This window comes from Pseudoalteromonas sp. Ld20 (assembly GCF_045064175.1).
GTDB classification, from domain to species: Bacteria; Pseudomonadota; Gammaproteobacteria; order Enterobacterales; family Alteromonadaceae; genus Pseudoalteromonas; species Pseudoalteromonas neustonica.
In genome coordinates this window covers 36,524-51,900 of sequence record NZ_JBISHB010000033.1, presented here as the reverse complement: position 1 = coordinate 51,900, position 15,377 = coordinate 36,524, and the positions used below count along the sequence as shown (strand labels likewise).

General features: G+C 40.6%; 11 protein-coding genes. 7 read left to right on the top strand and 4 right to left on the bottom strand.

Annotated elements, in window-relative coordinates:
* Positions 1-5: 5 nt before the first annotated feature.
* The 3 genes from ACJJVX_RS08810 to ACJJVX_RS08800 all read right to left on the bottom strand — a co-directional run bounded on the left by ACJJVX_RS08810 (position 6) and on the right by ACJJVX_RS08800 (position 5,510).
* Positions 6-1,160, bottom strand: coding sequence for a saccharopine dehydrogenase NADP-binding domain-containing protein (locus tag ACJJVX_RS08810; RefSeq protein WP_170173012.1), 1,155 nt, complete (start codon positions 1,158-1,160; stop codon positions 6-8).
* Between the two features lie 190 nt (positions 1,161-1,350).
* Positions 1,351-4,446 carry an efflux RND transporter permease subunit gene (locus ACJJVX_RS08805; protein WP_405631104.1) on the bottom strand — a complete coding sequence of 1,032 codons (3,096 nt, stop codon included), beginning with the start codon at positions 4,444-4,446 and terminating at the stop codon, positions 1,351-1,353.
* Entirely contained in the window at positions 4,446-5,510 is a 1,065-nt protein-coding gene (locus tag ACJJVX_RS08800) for an efflux RND transporter periplasmic adaptor subunit (protein ID WP_231658955.1), read from the bottom strand. Before ACJJVX_RS08800 ends, ACJJVX_RS08805 begins: the two co-directional genes overlap by 1 nt.
* A gap of 228 nt (positions 5,511-5,738) precedes the next feature.
* On the opposite strand from ACJJVX_RS08800, the gene ACJJVX_RS08795 reads away from it, so the two are divergent.
* A complete protein-coding gene (locus ACJJVX_RS08795) occupies positions 5,739-6,464 on the top strand; it encodes a HugZ family protein (protein ID WP_064435305.1) in 726 nt (241 codons plus the stop codon).
* Positions 6,465-6,581: 117 nt separating this feature from the next.
* Here the strand turns inward: ACJJVX_RS08795 and ACJJVX_RS08790 are convergent, their stop codons facing one another.
* A complete protein-coding gene (locus ACJJVX_RS08790; protein ID WP_054203447.1) occupies positions 6,582-7,031 on the bottom strand; it encodes an Lrp/AsnC family transcriptional regulator in 450 nt (149 codons plus the stop codon).
* A gap of 103 nt (positions 7,032-7,134) precedes the next feature.
* On the opposite strand from ACJJVX_RS08790, the gene ACJJVX_RS08785 reads away from it, so the two are divergent.
* The 6 genes from ACJJVX_RS08785 to ACJJVX_RS08760 all read left to right on the top strand — a co-directional run bounded on the left by ACJJVX_RS08785 (position 7,135) and on the right by ACJJVX_RS08760 (position 15,212).
* Positions 7,135-7,728 carry a LysE family translocator gene (locus tag ACJJVX_RS08785; RefSeq protein ID WP_064435304.1) on the top strand — a complete coding sequence of 198 codons (594 nt, stop codon included), beginning with the start codon at positions 7,135-7,137 and terminating at the stop codon, positions 7,726-7,728.
* A gap of 181 nt (positions 7,729-7,909) precedes the next feature.
* Complete coding sequence (locus ACJJVX_RS08780) at positions 7,910-9,163, top strand: HlyD family secretion protein (protein ID WP_054203449.1); 1,254 nt, start codon at positions 7,910-7,912, stop codon at positions 9,161-9,163.
* A gap of 8 nt (positions 9,164-9,171) precedes the next feature.
* Positions 9,172-9,900, top strand: a complete 729-nt coding sequence (locus ACJJVX_RS08775; RefSeq protein WP_054203450.1) for an ABC transporter ATP-binding protein — start codon at positions 9,172-9,174, stop codon at positions 9,898-9,900.
* A 9-nt stretch (positions 9,901-9,909) separates the two neighbouring features.
* Entirely contained in the window at positions 9,910-12,417 is a 2,508-nt protein-coding gene (locus ACJJVX_RS08770) for an FtsX-like permease family protein (protein WP_405631098.1), read from the top strand.
* Positions 12,418-12,481: 64 nt separating this feature from the next.
* Positions 12,482-13,870 carry a sigma-54 dependent transcriptional regulator gene (locus tag ACJJVX_RS08765; RefSeq protein WP_064435302.1) on the top strand — a complete coding sequence of 463 codons (1,389 nt, stop codon included), beginning with the start codon at positions 12,482-12,484 and terminating at the stop codon, positions 13,868-13,870.
* Positions 13,857-15,212, top strand: coding sequence for a sensor histidine kinase (locus tag ACJJVX_RS08760; protein ID WP_405631095.1), 1,356 nt, complete (start codon positions 13,857-13,859; stop codon positions 15,210-15,212). Before ACJJVX_RS08765 ends, ACJJVX_RS08760 begins: the two co-directional genes overlap by 14 nt.
* Positions 15,213-15,377: the final 165 nt, after the last annotated feature.

Genomic DNA, 15,377 nt, shown 5'->3' with positions numbered 1-15,377 from the left:
TTCCATTATATGTACTGCACTTGATTATCTAACGACATTTCTTGTTGATATGTGATACCGAGCGTATCAAAATAATGACTAAAATCATCAAGCTCAAATAACCCTGCGCATGGTATTGCACCCACGCCCTGCTTTGCAATAAACGCCTCACTGCTCAACAATTTTTTGGCTAATACAATACTTGAAAGCGTTGGAATATATGGACCATTACCTTTTGGTGCGTATAGTGTCCATTTAATTTGTTTTGTTTTATTACTATGATCTTGCCCACTAATGAGTACTTCCATTGCACCATCTTGTGTGCCAAATGGTAAAAAAAGATTACTCGTGCTCACAATGGCTTTCGCTAACGGCGCCCAACTTTTCACAATGCCAATTTTTGATAAGTAAGCCATCCCCACCATCGTCCAATGCAATATGCCCAACTCTAAACCCGCTTGAAAACTCACTTGCTGTGATACGTTATAGCGATTCGGGAAAAGCTCTAAATCGGGCACATCCACATTGGCTAAACAACGCTTACCAACAAAGCTGCCAAAATCATTTACCCTTGAGTCCATCCAACCATAGACATCTTGCCAATGACCGCTTTTAAACACACTTAGCGGATGTCCGGTATAAGATAATATTGCAGCAACGGTAGCCACACCTCGCTCCGCTTTATTGCCTGGCGCAATCGCTAAATTAATTGATTCAATAGTACTAAATTGATTTTGATAATGATCGACAACCGCAGAAGATAAACCCGGCACAGAGCTGGCACCACTAACTATAAGTACGCCCTTTTCTTTAGCTTTGCTATCCAACTGATTAATATCGCAAACAAACCTGCGATCATCAGCTAAATCAATATAATGTGATCCACACTCAATGCACGCATTGGGTACTCTATAATCTTGCCCTTGAAAAGGCCCACTAGTATGAATAACCAAAAATGGCGCAAGGCTTGTTAATCTAGCTTTAAAATCATCAGCAAAAATATCAATAACTAAAGGCGCTAAAATAGCGGCTACTTTCGGTTGTAAATGCTTAGCAAGTGCAATTGCTTTATCGTTATTCCTACCTGCAATAAGTATTGTTATTCCTGCTGTTTTTGCTAGATTTTCAACAATTCTTTTACCAAAGTTACCATATCCGCCTAACACAACGACCGTCTTCATTTAGCTACTCCTTCTAACTACGGGCTAAAATATGACAGCATTAATAAGCTAAGCAAAGCTTTAAAATACTATCAGCTAAATAAATAAGCCAAATCGTAAGCCATTAACCTCATACGCTGTGCAATTTCAATTTATACCACCACAGCTTTAACTATTAAGCTCGACTAACGCCGAGCTTAATTTCGTGGTGTTAATCCTTGCGCTTATAAACCATTAATAGCAAAGCTGGTAATACGGTTAAACTTACAACCGTTGAAACAGCAATGCCACATAGGACAATGATCCCGACTCCACGATATAACTCAGAGCCTTCACCGGGTATAAATACCAATGGCGCTAAGCCACATAAGGTCGTCATTGTTGACATAACGATTGGTTTTAATCGCGTTTCCAGTGCACCAATAACAGCTTGATAAGCCTCAAGCCCTGCGGCTAAATTACGACGGCTTTGATCAACAATTAAAATTGGGTTATTCACCACTGTGCCCAGTAAAATCAAAAAGCCGAGCATAGTGATCATATCAAACGGTTGATAAAACCCACCAAATACAGAACCTACAGCGTTAATTGCATTTAATCCAAGTAGGCCACCAGCCATGCCTAAAGGCACCGTTGCCATAATAAATAAAGGCTGTCCCCAGTGTTTAAAAATTGCCACTAAAAGCAAATAACACAAGGCTAAAGCCACTATAAAGTTACTGCTTAATGCATTGCGTGTTTTTTCAAGCTGATCTGCAGCGCCACCAATACTTATATTTACCCCAGGTAATAAATCGCCCTGCTTTTGCAGTTGTGGCAATAGTTTTTCTCGGACCATTTGTTGGGCACGCTCTAGAGCTACATCCCTCGGTGGAATAATATAAACAGTTACTGTACGGCGTCCATCTACTCGGCGTAGACTGTCACTGTCGGCTTTTTCGCTTAAATTAGCCAAGGCGTTTAACGGCAACAAACCTTGCGATGTTACGACGGGTGCTTGCTCAAGCCCCTCTAAGCTTTGCTTGTTACCTGCCTCTGAGAATATAAACACATCCACTTTATCATCACCTAAAATTAATTCATCAACATAGGCCCCGTCGCTAAGTGCTGCAACGGTATAGCCCAGCTCATCGGCGGTCATGCCCACCTCAGCAAGACGCTGCCAACGAGGTTGAATTTCAATTAATGGCTGATCAAGCGTTAGTGAAGACGGCTCAGAGTCAACTTGTGGATTATCAAACACCTCACTCGCAAGGCGGTATACAGCATCGGCAGCACGGTATAAGTCCACTTGCTCTGTACCACTAATATCTAGTGCTACCGCGCGCGTACCACCGTCGTTACTAGAGATAATCGAGCCTCGTGATGAAAATGCTCGCATTCCTGGGTAACTTTTAAATTTAGCGGTTATCGCCGCCATCATTTCGTCAATATGCTCTGGATTATTCGGCTCACTTAAAAACCAAATATTGCCCACCCCAACCGATAACGAATAATACTTTAATGATGGTAAATCGGTTTTCCCCTGCGCAAAGTCACTGCTTGGTGCATTTAAATGATTATTAAAATAGGTCAATAACTCATCACCAATTTTTTGCATATGGCTCAAGTTATATCCTGGGGGTGCTATCATCATTGAAAACGCTTTTGGTTCTTCACCTTCAGGAAGGTATTCGGCTTCCGGCATAAATAACCAAGCGCCACCAATTAAACCGATTACAGCCACAACAACACACACTGAACGCTGAACTTTAGAGGCTAAAAATGCAGGAATAAACTGAGGTAGTCGCATTTTCGATGTCATTGTGCCATTAGACTTTGTTACACAAGCAAACCGTGCAGAAGCCGCGGGTACAACTAATAACGCGACCAGCATAGAAGCTATAATGGCCCCAGAAATGGCAATCGCAACATCTGAGTACAACTGGCCAGCTTCTTGTGTAATAAATAAAATAGGTGCAAACACCAATACTGTGGTCATTGTTGAAGCTAAAACCGCAGGCCATACTTCTTGCACGCCAGCAATAGCGGCTGCTAATTTTGACAGACCACGTTGTTTAGCTTGCTCAATATTTTCAAGTACCACAATGGTATTATCAACCGTCATGCCAATCGCAAAGGCAACCCCCGCTAATGAAATAACATTAATGGTTCGCTCAAAGAGTAATAAACCTAAAAATGCGGCAATCGTACAAATTGGTACACCCATTACACCAATCAACGTAGAACGCGGGCTTTTTAAAAACCAGAACATCACTAAAGTTGCCAGTAACGCCCCAATAGCTAAGTTAGTCCATACATTTTTAACTGAGCCTTTTACATAACGCACGTCGTCACTGAGTAGGGTTAATTGCAGGCCATTTTGCGCTAATAAATCACGGTTAATACGCTGTACAACTTGCGTCATTTCGTCTTTAATTGCCATTACATTTGAGCCACTTTCGCGGCGTACCGATAGCATTAAATTACGCTCGCCATCGTTATAAGAAATGTTTCTCAGTTCATAATGGTCTAATTTTATTTTCGCAACATCTTTAAGACGTACAGTGCGGTCTTCATGCTGAGCAATGACTAACTCTTCTAGTTCTTGCGCCGATTGAAAGCGCCCAACCATACGCAGTAAGTAACGGCGTTTTCCGCTATCTATATCACCCGCTGAAGCATCTTGATTGCGGCTACGTATCGCATTTCGCACTGCTATCAAACTAATATTTCGACTTGCAAGCTTTTGCTGATCGATCAATATCTGTATTTGATACAACGCCCCGCCTCGAACGCTAACCTGTGATACACCAGCCACACGTTCCATTTCTGGACGTACGTTATCTTGGGCAAAATCACGTAGCATGTCGATATCGATATTAAGCGGATTACCCGCCTGCGGTTTTAATGAAAAAAACATAAAAGCATTGGATGAAAATGAGCTACTGTAGAGCACGGGTTGATCGACGTTTTCTGGGTAATCAGGCACTTGTGCTAATGCGTTACTAACATTGATAAGCGCCTCATTAACATCAACGCCAAATGGGAACTCGAGTTCAACCTCAGCTTCGCCGGTATTAGCATAACTCGACATACGCTTTAAATTTGGGAGCGAGCGTAAATAGCGTTCTTGCTCTATGAGTATTTCTTTTTCAACATCTTGTGGTGTAGCACCTGGCCATTGGGTCACTACAGTGATAGTGCGAACATCTAAATCAGGGATCATCTGAACAGGAATTTTAAACGCGGCTACTAATCCTAAAATACATGCAATAAGTACCGCAACCGTCACCAATGTTGCATGTTTAACTGCGCCTTCGAGCATTATTGAATCCCCGTTGGCGATATCGCCTTAACTGCTTGACCATCTTGTAATAATTCATTGCCTTGAGTTACCACCCATTGCCCAGCTTTTAGACCTTCAATTACTTCTACTTGGCTATTCATACGCGCGCCTACTTGAACACTTTGCCTTACAGCGACTCCTTCAAGCACAGTAAAAACACTAAAGCCTCCATCAGGGTGGCGTAACAGCGCATCTCTATCGATAACAACACTGGCTTTAGCCGTTGGCTTTAATGACACTGCTGCACTTGCCGATAAACCAACTTGTAAGTCACCCGTATTATTAAGTTGTAAACGCAATAAAAAACTACGATGAGTGATATTTATCACAGGTACTTTCGCAATGACTGTTGCTGTAAATGCTTCATTTGGCCGTGAAGCTAAATACACTTCAACTATGGTTTCAATATCTATTGCTGCAAAGTGCTCTTGAGGCATATATAAATCAAGCCACAGCTTGTCATTGTTCACTAATTCAAAGGCGCTTTGACCACGGGTAACCCACTCCCCTACATTCACCATACGCTTAGCAATAATGCCACTAAAAGGAGCAACTAGCTGATGACGCACTAAAAGCTGTTGTTGGTAAGTTTCGTTCGCTTGGGCTTCAAGTAAACTTGCTTGAGCACCTTTAACGGCTGCGTAGCGCTGCGCAAGTTCGGTCTCTGCAAATAATTTTTGTTTGGATAAAGATTGCGCTTCAGTATAACGACGCTTAGCATCATCAACGGTTACTTGCGCACGAGCTACAGCCGCTTTATTGGCTTGTAATTGTGCTTTAATTAATGCGGAATCTAACGCGAGTAAAGGTTCGCCTTGTTTTAGGTATTGACCTGCCTCAGCATAAATATCGGTGACTACCCCTTCAGCAAGTACCGAAAGTTGCGCATGACGCTGCGCTTTTAATGACCCCGTAAGCGTCACTTTAGGAGCAAGTTGCTGCTGCTCAACTTGCTGGGTAACAACATTAACGGTCTCAGCCGCAGAGCTAAATGCACTAAAAAGCATCAAGCATACATACCAACAATACTTATAAATATTCAAAATAACTCCCTTTTCTATCCTATTAACACCGCATGAGTGCTTGGATAAAATTTCGATTAACGCCAACAAGTAACAACATGCATGAGCAACTTGATAAGAATGTGCCTAATATAAAGCAATCACTCCACCGTAAACAAGAATCATTTGCAAAATAGTCATTTTAACAGCAGAATTACGTGTAACAATAAACAAATCTAGATTTTGCGACTTTCAACGCCAGGAATTTTTATGAGGCAGCAAGCCCTTCACGATGCAAAAACGTTAGTATTCACAAAAAGTAGTGGGGTTATGTCGACCCTTTCTCATAACTTAAGAGGATACCCTTTTGGCTCCGTCGCCCCTTATATGTGCGACGAGCAAGGCCGTATTTACTTTTTTATTAGCAATATCGCCCAGCATACCAAAAACCTACAACATGATAGCCGCATGAGTTTAACGGTATTTGATGCCGCCGAGCAAGGCGATCAAAATGAGCATGGCCGTGTAACAATTGTGGGTGATGGCCGTTTAGTTGACACCGATAAAGCTGAATCGTTAATCGACAAATACATAGTCCTTTACCCAGAAGCACAAAGCTATCGTAACGCTCATGATTTTAATCTTTGGCAATTAGATGCAATACGCGTGCGTTATATCGGGGGCTTTGGAAAAATATTTTGGTTAGAACAAGATGAGTGGCTACAACCCTCTAAGCCGTGGGATGAAGAACAAGAACAACATATGATTGAGCATATGAACGGCGATCATCTAGATGCCATGAGCTTAATTTTAAAACAACACTGCAATGTAAATGACCCATCACCCATTATGAGCGGCCTATTACCACAGGGGTTTTACCTGCAAAGCCAACAACGTAACTATTACATTGCATTTAATGTGCTTTGTGACAGCCCAATGGCTGTGCGTAAGGCATTAGTTAAATTAACAAAAGCTGCCCGTGGAGAAAGTGAGTAGTTAGCTCAAAAGTCGGATTTATAAACGCTTAAGCTGTCGCTTTATCAAAAAAGTACCTTCGTTCAAAAATTAACGCAGGTACTTTAATGGCTAAATTAATCGCAGATAAATTAGCTTCTACGCCCGCTCATCTTTAGGTGAATCCATCACAACATGAGAGGTTATTGTACGCACTTGTGGTATTGACCCTAGCACATCCGCATGAAACGCTTTATAAGATTTAATATCTGCGGTTTCTATTCGTAATAAATACTCAAATGCACCGGTCACATTGTGACATTCTTTTACTTCATCAATAAACTCCAGCGCTTGCTCAAAAGTACGTTGTGATTTAGTAGAATGCTCATTTAAGCCCACACCAACATATGCAACAAACCCCAGCCCAAACGCATGATTATTTATCACTGCACGATACCCCGTGATCACACCTATTTTTTCTAATTCTTGCACACGGCGCAAACAAGCTGATGGCGATAAACCAACTCGCTCTGCAAGCTCAGCATTTGCAATTCGGCCATTGAGCTTTAGCTCTTGCAATATTCTGTCGTTTATTCGATCTTTTTTCATTTTAAATTGTCAAAAATAATTTTAGTTGCATTAATAAGCGCAAAAATTGCGAGGTAATAAACATATAATTGCATAAATACAAGCAACTAAGTGAGCATTAAATATGAATATTGAATTATTATCAGCATTGGCGCTATTTGCGCTTGTTTCTTCTGTCACGCCTGGGCCTAATAACTTAATGCTGATGAACTCTGGCGCTAACTTTGGTTTTAGGCGCACTTTGCCACACTTATTGGGCGTAACAATTGGCTTTGTGATAATGCTCGTGCTGGTTGGTTTAGGAGTAATGCAATTATTTGATGTTTTTCCGTTAAGTTATCAACTATTAAAAGTGCTTTGTATTGCTTATTTACTTTATCTTGCTTATAAAATTGCCAGTAATAAAACACCTGTTGGCGCTGAAAATGGCGATACTAAACCCTTTACCTTTGTCCAAGCGGCTTTATTTCAATGGGTAAACCCGAAAGCGTGGACCATGGCATTAAGCGCAGTGAGTGTATATGCGCCTTCTAAAGGCATCGGGGCGGTCGTGATTGTCGGTGTTATTTTTGGCTTGGTAAATTTGCCTTGTGTCAGCGCGTGGACATTACTTGGGCAAAAATTACAAATATGCCTAAACCGCCCTGAACGTCTACAAGCGTTCAATATTTTTATGGCGATACTGCTCGTCGCTTCTGTACTTTTTAGTATGCTCTAAATTTTTTAATTAAAGCGATCCCAATAACGACACACCGCGCCTTTTTATCAGTCCCATTATCGACACACTGTGACTTTACTCTGTGCAAAATAAAAATTAGTCAATTGATAATTAAAGGTTATTTTTATTGGCATTGAAACTGCTATATCTAGTTATGATCAGCATTTTTAAGTTACTTTAAATGGATATAATCCGAAAAAAACAAAAAGCAGCAAACAAGAAACCTTATATTATTGCTGGGATATGCTTAGTATTAGTGATGGTGATTTGGCAAATATCACGCTCAAATGTCAGTAATATAATTGCCACTAAAGACACCTTGTTAATCGATACCGTAAAACGGGGGCAATTTGAGGTGACCGTTCGTGGTATCGGAGTGCTTGTACCCAAAGATATTCGCTGGGTAGCCACCAATATCAGTGGTCGTGTTGAAGCTATTTATGCTAAAGCCGGTGCCAGCGTAAAAGTTGACGATATCTTAATGGTTTTAAGTAACCCGGAGCTTGAGCAACAACTTGAAGAAAGCCAGTGGGAATTAGAAGAAATGAAGGCGCAACTTCATGCTCAAAAAATTGCCCTTGAGTCACAAGTATTTGATCAAGAAGCTTTAGTGATCAATAGCCAATTAAATTATGAACGTGCCCTACTAACACTTAATGCGCAAGAATCTTTAATTGCACAAGATATCGTCGCGGTATCAAAAATAGCTCATGAAGAAGTAAAAATTGATGTAAACCAATTTAAGCAGCGTTGGCTACTAGAACAAAAGCGTTTACTAAAAAGCCGCGAAAACATGCAAGCACAAATAAAAGCATTTTCAGCGCGATCAAAACGCATGCAGCATATAGTCAGCAGAATGCAAAGCCAAGTGGACGGCTTAACGGTTAAAGCAACGATTGATAGTATTGTACAAGAAATGCCGCTGGAGCTTGGCCAACGTGTAAATGCAGGCACTAATCTAGCCCGCCTTGCCAAAAGTGGCGAATTTTTAGCTGAACTACGCGTTCCCGAAAAACAAGTCAGCCATGTTGCTCTAGGTCAACACGTCACCATCGACACCCGCGCAAATATCACAACAGGCATTGTCAAACGCATTGATCCTGCGGTGATCAATGGCTCTGTACAAGTCGATGTTGAATTAGTCGGTGACATTCCAAAAGAAGCACGCCCTGAACTGTCTGTTGACGGCATTATTGAAATAGCAAAACTCGATGATGTGTTATTTGTAAAACGTCCCATGTTTGCTAAAGCAAACAGCACAGGCACCATTTACGCATTAGATACAGCCAACGAATATGCCCAATCAACAACAGTCGAATTTGGACAAATGTCAGCAACCCATATTGAAATAAAACAAGGATTAGCGACAGGCAACAACATTGTCGTCTCAGATGTCTCCGCGTGGGATGGTCATCAACAAATAAAAATTAATTAGGAAGCACTATGAAAACGCACTCAAACCCTGTACTAGTCGAACTCAAACAACTGAAAAAAATTTTTGTTGCTGATGACATTGAAACCCATGCCTTAAATGACATAAACCTGTTGATTAACCAAGGTGAATACATTGCAATAACAGGCCCGTCAGGCTGTGGAAAATCTACGTTACTTTCTTTATTGGGTTTATTAGATAACCTTTCGCAAGGACATTATTTATTAGCTAATCACGACGTGTCAAACCTTGATCGTGATGAGCGCGCACATATTCGCAATGAAAAAATTGGTTTTATATTTCAGGCCTTTAACTTAATTAGTGATTTAACCGTTGCCGAAAATGTTGAGCTACCATTAACCTATCGTAAAGACATTAGCAAAGAGCAACGTAAAACCATGGTTGCTGATGCTTTAGCCAAAGTTGACATGGCTCACCGAGTTAATCACTTTCCTTCTCAGTTATCAGGTGGGCAGCAGCAACGCGTTGCCGTAGCCAGAGCGATAGCAGGCAACCCGTCGATTATTTTAGCCGATGAGCCCACTGGTAACCTTGATTCAAAAAATGCGCAAGCGGTGATGAACTTACTCGACCAACTTCACCAAGAAGGCGCGACTATTTGCATGGTTACTCATGATCCGCGTGGCGCGAGTCGTGCAAAACGCACAATTGAAATATTCGATGGCAAGATTGTTGCCGATCACGAAAACAATCAGCAGTCAGCTGCAATTACGGTATAAAAGGACAAAATGATGTCATTAGCTATCGAGTTAAAATATACCGCACGAATGTTACTAAAAAAGCCAATGTTTACTGCTTTAACCATCTTGATTGTCTCAATTGGCCTTGGTTTAACACTTTACGCCTATTCAATTTTAAATAATTTGGTGTTTAAACCCATGACCATGAATGGCGACACGCCACTTGTCGCCATTGAAGCTAAATATAATTATAACCATCAATACCGAATGCAAGCAGATCCTTTTCATTTACTGCAATTAGACCAACAACTAGGGTTATTTACAGATGTTGCCTATTATTATGAAGGAACGACTATTGCAGGAGGCGCAAAATCAACCAATAGTAAGCTCCAACAAGCAAAAAAATATAATGCAACTTACACCAGTTGGAATATTTTTGAAATTGCCGGTGTACAACCCATACTGGGGCGAGGGTTCGCACCTGAGGATTTTTATGACGGTGCGGAGTCTGTATTTATACTCAGTTACGAAATATGGCAACGAGACTTTAATAGCGACGCTAAAATAGTTGGCCAAACAGTATCACTTGATGCCATGCCCTCACGTGTAATTGGTGTTATGCCTGAAGGCTTTTCATTTCCACAATATGCACAAATATGGCAACCTTTGGGTCCTGATTACTTAAACCCAATTGAAGCAACCAGAAACAGCGCTTTTGGTATTGCTCGCCTAAAACCAGATGCCACATTCGCACAAGTCGAAGCCGGGGTTGCCTCTTTCAATACGCAAATTGAGCCTGAGTTAATGAAGGATTTTCGTTGGAGACTCAGCGATAACGGCGAATACCTAATTGCAAAACCCTACAAACACGCCAGTATTGTGCAGTATTACACTATTTTTGTTGCTTTGTTTGTTGTGGTATTTCTTATATTAGCGCTTGCCTGCATCAATGTAAGTAACTTACTCCTTGCACGTGTAAACGAACGTCTAAAAGAGGTCGCGATCCGTGTTGCTCTCGGTATTCCTAGAAAACGTTTAATTTTACAAATGCTGTGGGAAAGCGTCTTTATATGCTGTACTGGTGGACTGTTTGCATTGTTATTTGCCGCTTACGGATTAGAAGTCAGTAACGAAATACTTAACGCCAATTTTACTGTCGAAAATAAAAAGCCATTTTGGTGGGATCTATCACTTGAGCCAAGCGCTATAGTGCTATTAATCGTCTCAGTGGTGTTAATGATTGCAATCACTGGCCTGCTCCCTGCGATTCGCTCGTTATCAAATGATTTTAATGCAGTAATACGAGATGGCACACGAGGTGCTTTAAGTAAAAAAGCAGCTAAAGCTGGCAGAGTGTTAGTCATTTCTGAGATTTTACTGTCCTGTGTTGTATTAGTCATTGCCACTATTTTACTTGTCACAGGTTACTCTGCAGGCACCGCTGATTACGGTGTTGATACCGACAAGCGCCTTACAGCACAAGTACAACTGTCACCTGAAAAATACCCTGTAAGATACGATACTGAGTTTGAATACCAAGACCGTATAAATCGTTCTGATATGTACTATAAATTAAAGGAAACACTTGAAGCCATGCCAAGCATAGAAGCCGTCTCTTTCATGTCACAACTACCTGGTCGAGGGGAAGGCACCAGTTATTTTGAAATTGAAGGACGCGCCGCACAAGTTTGGAATGAAAACCCTTACAGTAATAATGAGCTCGTTGCCCATGATTCATGGCGAGCCATTGGCATGGAAATAATTCAAGGTCGTGCTTTTGATTACCGAGACCGAGAAGACGGTGCGCTTAGCATTATGATTAATCAAACCATCGCCAAGCAGTTTTTTCCAGAAAATGATGCCATTGGCCAGCGTGTAAGGCGTGTTAATGCAAGGGGCGCATCTGACGATTGGTATACAATTGTTGGCGTTGTATCTGATACCTTTCATGGTTCAACTATGCGATCCTCTAGTGCCTCTTATAACTCCTATCATTCAATGGATAACATTGGTCCATGGCGGCTATATGTCGCATTACATTATCAAGGCAATGAAGCAGCTATCAAGCAAGCCCTAATGGATGCTGTAAATACTGTTGACCCTGATCTTGGTATTTATCATATACAAAATTATGACGATCTAATTAATCAACCAATGTTACTGGTGCTGTCAGTGAGTAAAATATTTTTACTGTGCGGGGTAATCGCTGCATTTTTGGCAGCCAGTGGCATTTACGCAATGGCTGCAAATAGCATTACTCAGCGCACTCAAGAAATTGGTATTCGCAGAGCCCTAGGCTCACCTGATAATGACATTATTAGATTATTTATGAATCAAGCCATTAAGCAGTTAGCTATCGGCCTTGCAATCGGTGTTTGTCTGTCGCTATTATTAGTCAGTACCATGACTAATACATTAGTGATAAGTAACACCAGTTATGTATTAAGTCTAATTTGTGTCCCATTATTAATAACAGCAATGGTCTTATTAGCTACCTTTATACCCGCTAAAAAAGTGATCAAAATGGAGCCCAGTGACGCATTACATCACGATTAATGCTTAATATTTCTTTTATGCGAACAGCTCTAAATAAGTTGTTCGCTGTTAAAATGGTAAACTAATGACACCAAATACCCCATCGATACTCGTCGCTGATGACGATGCTAACGTACTCATCGCTTTAAAAATGCTACTTAAATCAGAAGGTTTTGAAGTAACCACCGTTGAAAAGCCGTTTGATGTATTACAGCTATTAAAACGAAAAGACTTTGCCTGTGTATTAATGGATTTAAATTATCACCGCGATACCACATCCGGACACGAAGGATTTGAGCTACTTACTGCAATTAGAGAGCTTGACGAACAAGTCCCAGTCATCGTTATGACCGGGTTTAGTAGCATTGATATTGCCGTTGCATCAATGCAATTAGGGGCTGTCGATTTCATACAGAAACCGTGGAAAAATAACGACCTAATTACCAAGGTTAACGCACAAATCAAACTCAGTACTTTAACCCGCCAAGGACAACGTTTAACCCAAGAAAACGCCTTACTTAAACAAGAATCACAACTACCAAAAAGCCAAATAATAAGCCAATCTTCTGCAATGCAGTCGATCATCAACCAGCTTGAACGCTTAGCTCTCAGTGATATGAATATTATTTTTACTGGCGAAAATGGTACAGGTAAAAGTATGCTCGCTAATTATTTACATCAATGTTCTGCCCGTGCCCAACAAGCATTTTTGTCCGTCAATATGGGGGCTATTAGCGAAAACTTATTTGAAAGTGAAATGTTTGGTCATATAAAAGGCGCCTTTACTGACTCCAAAGAAACCCGTATTGGCCGTTTTGAAATGGCTGATAACGGCACTATTTTCTTAGATGAAATAGCCAACATTCCATTATCGCAACAAGCAAAATTATTAAGGGTGCTTGAAGAGCGACAATTTGAAAAAGTGGGGAGCTCTAAAACCCAAAAAATTAATGTTCGCCTAGTCTCAGCAACCAACGCTGATTTACCTAGTTTGATTGAACAAGGACAATTTAGGCAAGATTTGCTATACCGACTCAATACTGCCGAAATACGCATTCCTGCACTGCGTGATCGCACTGCTGATATACTTCCTTTAGCCCATTATTTTCAAACACAGTTTTGTGAAAAATACCGCTTATCGTGCAAACCGTTTTCAAAAGGTGCCATTAAAGCATTGCATAGCTATCATTGGCCCGGCAATATCAGAGAATTAAGCCATATTATTGAACGCGCATTATTTTTAGCCCAGCACGATGAGATACAAGTCAGTGATTTAGGCCTAGCAACACAAGATAAGCCCGAAGCATTCGCGTTTGATGAAGCAACATTAGACGATATCGAATCACATGTAATTAAAAAGCGCCTTGCTTTGTTTGATAATAAAGCCCACGAAACAGCGCTATCTTTAGGTTTAAGTCGCAGCGCATACTACCGACGTTTAGATAAATATAAGTTACTATATGACGAAAATTAAACGCAAAATAGTAAAGAGCTACGAAGGCGATATTATACGTTTAGTGTTACTAGCAACTGCTTTACCAAGTGCTTTGTTATTTTATTTTGTCATATCAGCAGGTATATCAATTTACTTAAAAATACTGATTATACTTTTTGTAGTTATTGTTACCGGCTATAGCTGCTTCAGTATCTGGCAAAAAATAACTTACCAATTACGCACATCTATAAACATTATCGAATCCGTTATTTTTGGCGATGGCACGACGCGCCCTGTTAGTCGATACAAACAAGGTGCGCTTGCTGAGTTTAACCACACCCTTACAGGTTTATCGTCGGCGATTAGTACACACAAACAAGAGCTAAAAGAACAACAGCTACTATTAACAAAAATCATCAATCAAATCGATGTTGCCATTATTACCACTGATCATAATAACGCGATTGTTTTAATGAACCCCAGCGCTGAAAAGCTTTTTGCCTGTCGTTTTGAAGCCGTTATCGGTGGGCCAATTAATCAGTTAGGTTTGCAAGATGCGTTAAACGTGGATGGTCAAAAGGTGGTTGAATTTCAATTAAAGCAGCACCGTAAAAAAGTGTATCTGCACGTTGATAAGTATTTAGTTAATACCCAAACACATAATTTGATATTTATCACGGATATTCAGCAACTGCTGCGCGAAGAAGAGCGAATTGCATGGCAACGCTTAGTGAGAGTATTAAGCCATGAAATTAATAATTCATTAGCGCCGATAGCCTCAATAAGCGAGTCTTTAGCAAAGCTCACGAGGGCCGATTTAACCCAAGCAGACAATAAAGCAGATTTACATCAAGGCTTATGCGTTATTTCAGAGCGCGCGCATTCGCTCAATACATTTATTAAAAGCTATCAGCAATTATCTACCCTTCCGCCACCAGTAAAGTCTCTTATGTCTGTCGCTGATTTTATCCACAGCACCACGGCCCTTTACCCGCAAATAAACTGGCAGTTACCTAAAAGCCCAGACATCTCCTTTTTTGTTGACTGCCAACAATTACAACAAGCGTTGGTAAACTTGATCACTAATGCAATTGAAGCTTCAAACACAAACCAATCAGCCAGCAATAAAGAACCGATTAGCTTAACGTTGCAATGGAAAATTAGTGAGGGAAAGCTATTAATACAACTACTGGATTCAGGCGTTGGAATAGCGAATATTGATAACTTATTTGTGCCATTTTACACCACTAAAACCCAAGGTAGTGGTATAGGGTTAGTACTCAGTCGGCAAATAGCCATGAACCATGATGGCGATCTACACATAGAAAATCGTGATACTCAGCGCGGCGTACAAGCCACGATTGTTCTACCTACACGTTAATATAATTATCTTGTGAAGTTTGCAGATTTTACAAATGCCTGCAAACTTTTCATAAAAAAATTATATAAAAACAATCACAGTGATAAGTTAAAGTTCCAACCAATTGTATTTAAATAGATTTAATTTAAACTCACCCTCGGCATGACCATTGCTTCATATCCTATA